The 8,004-nt window shown below is 67.8% G+C and carries 6 protein-coding genes; 4 read left to right on the plus strand and 2 right to left on the minus strand.

Features of this window, described 5'->3' with window-relative positions; all coding sequences use genetic code 11:
* Positions 1-244: hypothetical protein (locus E1294_RS53855; RefSeq protein WP_220448405.1), on the plus strand; the 244-nt coding region annotated here is incomplete at its 5' end.
* A 687-nt stretch (positions 245-931) separates the two neighbouring features.
* Here the strand turns inward: E1294_RS53855 and E1294_RS49810 are convergent.
* Positions 932-1,507: a GNAT family N-acetyltransferase gene (locus tag E1294_RS49810; protein ID WP_132519675.1), complete on the minus strand. Its 576-nt coding sequence runs from the start codon at positions 1,505-1,507 to the stop codon at positions 932-934.
* 425 nt (positions 1,508-1,932) lie between these two features.
* On the opposite strand from E1294_RS49810, the gene E1294_RS49815 reads away from it, so the two are divergent.
* From E1294_RS49815 to E1294_RS55270, 3 genes are all read left to right on the plus strand, one after another.
* Positions 1,933-2,517 carry a recombinase family protein gene (locus E1294_RS49815; RefSeq protein ID WP_132519678.1) on the plus strand — a complete coding sequence of 195 codons (585 nt, stop codon included), beginning with the start codon at positions 1,933-1,935 and terminating at the stop codon, positions 2,515-2,517.
* Positions 2,518-3,261: 744 nt separating this feature from the next.
* Entirely contained in the window at positions 3,262-4,701 is a 1,440-nt protein-coding gene (locus tag E1294_RS49820) for a hypothetical protein (RefSeq protein WP_132519682.1), read from the plus strand.
* A 127-nt stretch (positions 4,702-4,828) separates the two neighbouring features.
* On the plus strand, positions 4,829-5,095 hold the full coding sequence (locus tag E1294_RS55270; protein WP_246083843.1) for a VOC family protein: 267 nt from the start codon (positions 4,829-4,831) through the stop codon (positions 5,093-5,095).
* A 402-nt stretch (positions 5,096-5,497) separates the two neighbouring features.
* On the opposite strand, the gene E1294_RS49835 is transcribed toward E1294_RS55270, so the two are convergent.
* The gene (locus E1294_RS49835) at positions 5,498-7,753 is read right to left on the minus strand and encodes a beta-galactosidase (RefSeq protein ID WP_246083844.1); all 2,256 of its coding nucleotides are present in this window, start codon (positions 7,751-7,753) and stop codon (positions 5,498-5,500) included.
* Between the last annotated feature and the right edge of the window lie 251 nt (positions 7,754-8,004).

Below are 8,004 nucleotides of genomic sequence, written 5' to 3' on the forward strand. Positions count from 1 at the left end.
CGCCCCCACCCCCACCTCTACGCAGGCCGCCGACAACGGGACGGCCACGCCCGAGCAGGGCAAGGAGAGCGCGGAGCCCAACGAGGGCGCCACGGAGGACGAGCAGGGCAAGAACGCCGAGGCCGAGGACGGCCAGGACGAGCAGGGTCAGGAGGCCGAGGACCAGCAGGGCAAGCAGGACCAGGCTGGCGACCAGAGCGAGCAGGAGGGCAAGGGCGACGCGTCCGAGCCCGAGGACGACTGAGCCAGAGCCGGGCGCCCCAGACCAACCCGCGTTGAGGGCGCCCGGCGCTGCCCACCCGAGGGCGCGTCCCGGTGGTGCCAGTGAATCGGCACGCGATGCCGTCACCCGGTGCTGCGCCGACGCGATCTGGGGCCCGGATGCCCCGTATTCACCGGTCAGATAGCCCGATACAGGCCGATCGCACCAGCGGCTTGCAAGCCAGTGCCTTCACCCGATGCCGCGCTGGGCGAACAGCCACTCACGCAGGACTTCACGCTGCGGTGGGTAGCCGGACAGGCCCTTTTTGACGTACGCCCCGCCAGGTCGGGGCTTGTCCGTGCCGATCACGTGACGATGGGCTCAAACCCGCACGCCATGAAGGAGGCAAACAGTGACAAGACCCAACGTGTTCACCGAGAATCCGACCCCATCCCCGTCTCACCTACATTCCATACGCCCTGGTCAGCGCGTTGCAACCAAAGAAGATCATTTGAGACGGGACACGCGCATAGCGTTGGCTCACCCCCGGACGCCAACGACGACGGGCGGGCCGGATGTCCTTCACCGCGCTTCACCCCACGCACTGAGCCGTGCCGGCGCAGTGGCGTCCTTGGGTTCCAGCCGCAGCGCCGGCAGGAGAGCGGCCGCGTGTATGAGTGACAGCGTGATCTTCGTCCCGGCGAGGGCTCCCAAGCGTCTCCGCCGTAATCACTCGTGAGCGGGCCATTCCTCGGCCAGGAGCGCGTACGAGAGACCGTCGAGCCATCCCTTGGTGCGGTGGAGCGAGTCTCTCACCGTGTGCTGTTCGCGGCGCATCCCGACCCGCTCCATCAGCCGCCACGAGGATTCGTTGTCGTAGAAGCAGTCCGCGTGCAGGCGGCGCAGGCCAAGACTCTTGAAGGAGATGTCGATGAGGGCGCGCACCGCTTCGGTGGCGTAGCCCTTGCCTCCATAGGAGGGATCGAGCGTCCACCCGAGCTCTCCTTGGACGCTTTCCGCCTGGTCAGCGACCTCTTCCTGGGCCCAACCGTCCTGGACCTTCAGTGTCAGGTCGCCGATCACCCGGCCGTCCAGTTCGACGATGAGCAGGTCTACGAGCCGCTCCTCGCGGAGGAAACGCTCACGGTAGTCGTCGTAGGTCTCTGTGGCGGCCGCGACCCATTCGTGAGTCTCCGGCAGCTGCCGGAAGGCCCAGGTCGCGTCCAGGTCGTCGGGGGCAGCCCGGCGCAACAGCAGCCGCTCGGTGGAAATCGGCCAGTCCAGCGTGTCAAGAGGGTGACGCATGGGCCTTCATACTGACAGCGGGCTGTGTTGCTACACAAACGGATTACTGCGGACGACGTCTCCGACAACGACGCGGCGATCGCCCTACAGGAACCGACAGGACACCGAAGCGACCAGGGCTCCCGGCAACCCGCGTCCTGAAAATCAAGTGGGCCCGGAGGCCGGGGCGGGATTGGTCGGGTGTCACAGGGCGGGCGGGTCGTCAGCTCCGTCTGGGGGCGTCGCGGAGAGCGTCGGCGACGGCGTACCGCGAAGCTCGGATGAGCAAGGCGCGTTCAGATCAGTCAGTTTGAAGACGACCTCGGGAATCAGCGCAGAGAACTTCAGAAGCGACACGGGCCGGATGGACAACCAGGTCGGGGTGTTCCGTATAGGTGTTTCGCGAACTGTTCCGGTGAAGGCCCCCTAACCGGAACATTGAACGCGTGAACGGGACCCGGGTCGGCTACGCGCGCTGCTCCACCGACGAACAAGACGTCATCATCCAGACCGAGCAGCTCCTGACGCTCGGCGTGCCGCAAGACCGGATCTACATCGACCGCGGGTTCTCCGGGACCACTGGCCGCAACCGCGCCGGCCTCGAACAGGCCCTCGCCGCCGTGTGGGACGGCACGGTGTTCACCGTCACCAAGTTCGACCGGTTCGCCCGCAACATGGCCGAAGCCAACGACCTGCTCACCGACCTGTCCAGCCGCGGCGTCCACTTCGGCCTCGGCGCATCCGTCTACGACTGGAGCGACCCCTTCGGCCGGCTCTTCCTGCAGACCCTCGCGATGGTCGCGGAATTCGAAGCAAACATCGGGCACCAGCGCACCCACGAAGGCATGGCCCTGGCCAAGAAGGACGGCAATCTCAAGGGCAAGCAGCCCCAACTCCCCGAATCCGCCCGCCGCTCCATCCGCCGCCGCCACGCCGAAGGCGAGGTCTCCCTCGCCGACCTGGCCACCGAGTACAGCGTCGGACGCTCCACCATTCACCGCATCATCGGCGGCCCGGACAACCCCAGGTAGAACGCAGGAGCACCACCTACTCTGCCCCTTGCGGTAGAGCGAAAGCGCAACCAGCACGATATCGCCAAGTGCCATCCGGCGGCCGGCCCCCAGACGCTTGGCGTTCGCGGCCACCGCGTCGTCCAACGGCGCACCGGCCGCGACCGCCTGCACCACGGCGAGGCACTCGTGATTGAAGCGGGAGCGACCTCCGCTGCGCTCGTCCAGGATTGACAGCCTTCCATAGATGTCGGTCCAGCGGACATACGGCGGAATGGCCAAGCCCGCGGCGCCGAAATCGTGATCGCTCAGGTGGTCGAACCCGTGATCCGGATGGGCCACGTGCCAGTCCAGCAGCCCATCCGTGGCGTCCTCGTGCAGGTCCTCGTCGAGCGGCACCCACGACCCTGCTCAAGTCCAGGAACGGGTGGTGCGCCTGTTCGGCCATGCCGTCGCGTTATGCCTGGCGCGCTCCGCCGGGCGGCCGGATCGGAGGTCGTCTACCGAATAACAGAACCTCTTGACACACTGTCGCACCTGATAACCGCCCTAGAAACCTGTTGAACTGCGCTGATGAGTGAATCTGAGCGCCTCCAGTCAGCGCCTCCCCCGGAGAAGCAGCGGCACTCCCGCTACCGCGTCCAGGGATCTTGGTCTACTGGCATGAGCCCTTCGTGCCCCAGCCGGAAAACGTCAGTGGCAGCGGTCACACTAATGGCCATCCGAGAAGTCACGACCTTCTCTCCCTCCCTCCTGGAGCGTGTGATGCGCGGGACCCTTCTGGACGCGGCAGGATGCGCCGAGCTGCTCAGCGTTCCAACGCGAAAGGTCCGTACCTGGATACGGTCCGGCGTCTTCGCTGAACCAGCAGGTCACGATGCGGGCCAGCCGCACTGGCGAGCAGCCGACGTACTCGCCTGGGCGGTCGCGTTCGACCCGGCCCTCGCTCCCCATATCGAGATCACGCACTGGCCCCGCGCCAGCCGGCCCGCCGACTTCACCGGCGCCGTGAGGCTGAAGAAGGCGGTGGCGCTCCGTTTCGATCCCGTCCCCGGCCCGCTCTACCTCATCTACGCCGAGCCGGGATTCCAGATCGACATCGTCCGCCGCGTCCGGCACGACGCCGAGCTGCTCCACCACGCGTCCGCGATCGTCATAGTCAGCGGCGGCTTCGGCATCGACGGGCCAGACATCGAGGGACTGCTGCCCGGCCAGCCGGAGGAAAATCCCGGCGGCCTGTCCTGGGCGCACCTGTCGGCCGTGCTCGGGCAGCCCCTGCCCTACTGGCCCTCGACGCTGCGCGACCCGGCACTCATCACCGCCTGGAAGCCTGCAGCGCCGTCAGTCGTCGCTCCCGCTCTGCCCAGCCTGGACATTCAGCCGCTTCTGCAGATGGCTTTGCTCACCGACTCCGGCCCCGCCCGCGACACCCTGCTCAACCTGGCCCGCACCGACCTTTCCCAAGCCAGCGCCGACGCCCAGCAAGATCTTGAAATCCTGGCCAAGTGCATCCGGCCCGGCACCACCACCGTGGCCGCCAGCCCTCTGCCGGTACCCGACACAGACCGCGAAGACCTGGACGAGCCGATACGCCGCGCGGGCTGGCTCGACATCCTGCGCCGCGACGACACCCTCGCCGCCGCCTGCGTCGAACAAGCCCTGATGTGGGACGGCGGCAAAGACTTCCCCGCCAGCCAGCCCCAGAACATCGACCCGGCAACCCGGTGCGGCGCCGAGTGGGTGGCCCGCCTGGTGCCCGCTGAGCGCAACGCCTCCTTCGAGCGTTTGGACCCGCTGCGCGAAGCGAGCCACACCCTGCTTGACCCGGAAACCGACGCGCCGGTGATCCGCCTGGCTGACGGCGGATACCTTGCGGCCATCCCGCAACGGCTGCCCGCTCACGCGCCGCTGGCTCAGGTGGTCTTGGAAGGGCCGATCTGGGTCCGCACCACCGACGGCATCCTCTACCCGATCCCGCGCAGCGCCGGATACGGCCTGTCCTGGGGCTACTCAGGCGGCGGTCCAGGAGCGCTGGCCGTCATCCTCAGCCGGCTGCTCGATGACATCACCGCTGCGGCGGCCACCGGCCCTGTTGGCGCACCCGACGGCCTCGACGCGCTCACTGCCCGCCCCTGGGTGACGGGGACGGTGCTCACCCGTGCTCAGCTTGAGGCCGCTCGCGACGGCCGCCCTTATCCCTCCTAGCGTTCCGCGCCTTTCTTTAGGGGGTTACGTTCGGGAAGCGCCGCGCGGCCGCTTCTGACGCTGGCCGCAGGTCCTCGGGCCGGCCGAACCGGCGCAGATCACGGTCGCCACCGGTTGCCTTGACCAGGTGGTGGCGGAACAACAGCGCACCATCGTGGACCTGTTCATGCTTCAAGCCGAGGCCTTCACCGTACAGGCGGATGCGGCGGCCATGCGCCGTCCGCGCGAGGGGGTGACGTACCAGACGCGGAGGCCGAAGCAGGAGGCCGAGGTCGCCCGGCTGCTCTCCCTCGGTGCCTGGCGCGCCGACACCGTGCAGGACGAGCAGCACTGGGTGACCCTCCTCGACCCGGAGGGCAACGAGTTCTGCGTCCTGAGTGAGCGGAAGAGCTGAGCGGAAGCACTGGCGGAAGCGCTGAGCGGAGGCCGGGCAGTTGTCCGGGGCCCCGACGTCCCACGCAGCAACACGGGCAGAATTGACACAGAAGCCGGATGGCGGTGGCGCGGCGCACCCGAGCGGGCCGGCACCGCCGGGTTCGTGCCGCGCGAGTTCCAGTTCTCCTGCCCGGACTTGTGACGTGCCGCGGTAAACGTCGCTGTTTCTGCCGCGCTCCTGTCGTGCCGGTTCGGCAGCTGGTGGCCGGATGGCCTCGACCGCGCCGGGCGTCGTCATGGTGATCTCCATCGCGTGGATGCCGCTGCCGACGAGGGCCTCCATCGAGGAGATGAGATGGTGAGAGCCGGCGGCCCTGATGATGGCGATGATCGGCAGTGGCCAGCGCCTCGTCGAGCGTGGTCACCACTCGTCGGCGGTGATCATGGTGCGGCGTATCGGGATCAGGGTGGCCGAGCGCAGTTCCAGGATGCTGCCATCGGGATAGGTGGCGGGGCGCGCCTGGGGGGAGATGAACACAGGAGCACCCTCCCGCAGCGGCAGCAGCCGCAACTCCAGCCCGTGCTGCAGAACCTCCTGGTGGAAGCGGCGCAGCCCGATCTCCCAGACCGGGCCGTACCAGAATTGGTCGGCCACCAGCTGACCGCCGATGTAGGCGCGGCCCACGTCACCGACCCAGTCCAGCCTAAGCAGCACTTCCTCCTCACCCGTGAATGCGTCTTCCGGGATGGTGACGCGGTAGACGGCGGCCTGATCGAAGTCCGCCGCGGTGGGCGCGGAGGCCCGCCCGGATGCGAAGTCGACGACCGGAGGCCGGACAGGGCCGGCCGGCCTGACAGCCTCGACCTTCACCTCGGGCACGTGTGCGACGGGTGCGGGCAACGGCACCAGGCCGAACACGCCGTCGGTCCGGGTCGCGCTGTTCGGCACCGGAAAGATCCGCACGTCAGGGCCTTGGCCGTAGACCACCAGGCGGTCGTCCTCGATGACCGTAGGCTGCCCGCTCAACACCAGCCGGTCGGCTCCCCACAGCCGGCCCCGGGCCGCGGTCAGCGCACTGGCGGCGTCCAGCACCAGGACGGCTGCGCATCCGCCGGAGGTGTCGCGCACTCGCAGCAGGCAGCCGCAGCCGGGCGTGAGATCCGTGGCCACGAGAAGGCCTGCTGTGCGTTCCACCGCTGCGGAGCCTTCGACCTCGGTGACAGTGGCGGCGTCGAAGACGAGCTCCACGGGGATGTCGGCAGTCTGGCTGAAGACGTGCACCGGCTCGTCGGCGTCGAGCACGCCCATCGGCTGTGCGGTCGCGGTCAGCAGCAGGCTGCCGCCGATCGGGCGGGCCAGGGGCCAGACGAAGTACGCCCCAGACGGCACGGTCACCGGCTCGCTCGGCACGACGAGCTCGCGACCGTCCAGCGCGACGGCGAACTGCACGTCGTGATGGGCGGGCAGCGTCTCGACGGGCTGGTGGTTGTTGACGAACAAGAACCCCGAGCGGCCGTCGGAGCGCACGCACCAGCGCAGCGTCCGCCGGTCCGTGGTGTCTTCCGGCGCGCCTGCCGGCATCGCCAGCGTCATGGTCGCCAGCTCCGGTCCGTCAGAGGCGAGCCACAAGTGCTGGAGCCGCAGGTGGTGGTAGGAGTCGCGGAACTGGCCGTACTCGCCGAGAGGGGCCTGGAAGTCGTAGTTGATCACCGGGCAGTCGTTGGGGTAACCGGTGGCGTGCGATTCCTGCAGAGTCGACAGCGCGCCGATTTTTTGCGAAGCACCGTGGTACATGTAATAGCCCTGCCACACCGACCCGCTGCCCAGCTTGACCAGCGCCAGGGCGGCGATGTCGCGGGCCGCCACGACGGGGCGGCGGTGATAGGAGGTGTACATGCCGCCGCCCAGTTCACAGGTGGCGAACGGGTAGCGCGCAAGATGGCCTTCAGCGGAAGTGGCCGCCGCAGTGGTCCGCAGGTCCGCGCCGATCGAGTCGTCGTCTCGGCCAGGGCCGAAGAAGTAATGGGCCCGGCTCTGCTGTGGCCAGCCGTCATGAGCGGTGTCCCACGCGGCCTCCGGATAACCGCCGAACAAGGGAATCACCTCATCCGGCGGAAGCTGTGCGTGCCCCCAACCGGTGGCGGTCCACAACGCAGCGTCGATGCCTGCCGCCTTGGCGATGCCCTTGAGCGTGACGAGATGCTCCGGCTGGTCGTACAACTCATTCTCCACCTGAACCGCCACTATTGGACCCTCATGCCGGCGGGTCAAACCAGCGAGCTGAGCCCCGATCTGCTTGAACAACGGCCGGACCAGCTCGATGTAGCGAAGATCGTCGGTTCGTGGCGTGCAGTCCACGTCGAGCACCCAGTCCGGAAAGCCCCCGTTGCGCGACTCCCCATGTCCCCATGGTCCAATCCGGATCACCACGTCGAGCCCCAGCTCGGCGCAAGTGGTTACGAAACGCCGCAGGTCACGGTCGCCGCTCCAATCGAAGGAGCCTCGGTTTTCCTCGTGCAGATTCCAAAAGACGTAGGTGGCGACCACGGTCACTCCGCCCGCCCGGACCTTCAGCAGCTCTTCCCGCCACTCGGCTGCCGGATAGCGGGCGTAGTGGAATTCGCCCATGATGGGGAACCACGGCTTGCCCGCCCGGCTCAGATACCGCGAGTTCACCGTGATCGCGTCGCGGTGATGGGGGAGATCGCCAAGTCGAAGATGGCCCTCAACAGGAAAAGGGATCCGGCCTGGGACGCTGAGTCGCCGCACAGCTGCACCTTCCCTATGAAACCAACCAGTACTACGACTATAGATAAAAAACTACTAGCCTCGATCTTTCATGACCGAGGATTGGTCGGCTGAGCGGTCCGGCTGAGGGTTGAATCCGGGCGGTGGTCAGCGCATCGGCCCGGCTGTCGCGCCGGGTG

Source organism: Nonomuraea diastatica (genome assembly GCF_004349015.1).
GTDB lineage: Bacteria > Actinomycetota > Actinomycetes > Streptosporangiales > Streptosporangiaceae > Nonomuraea > Nonomuraea diastatica.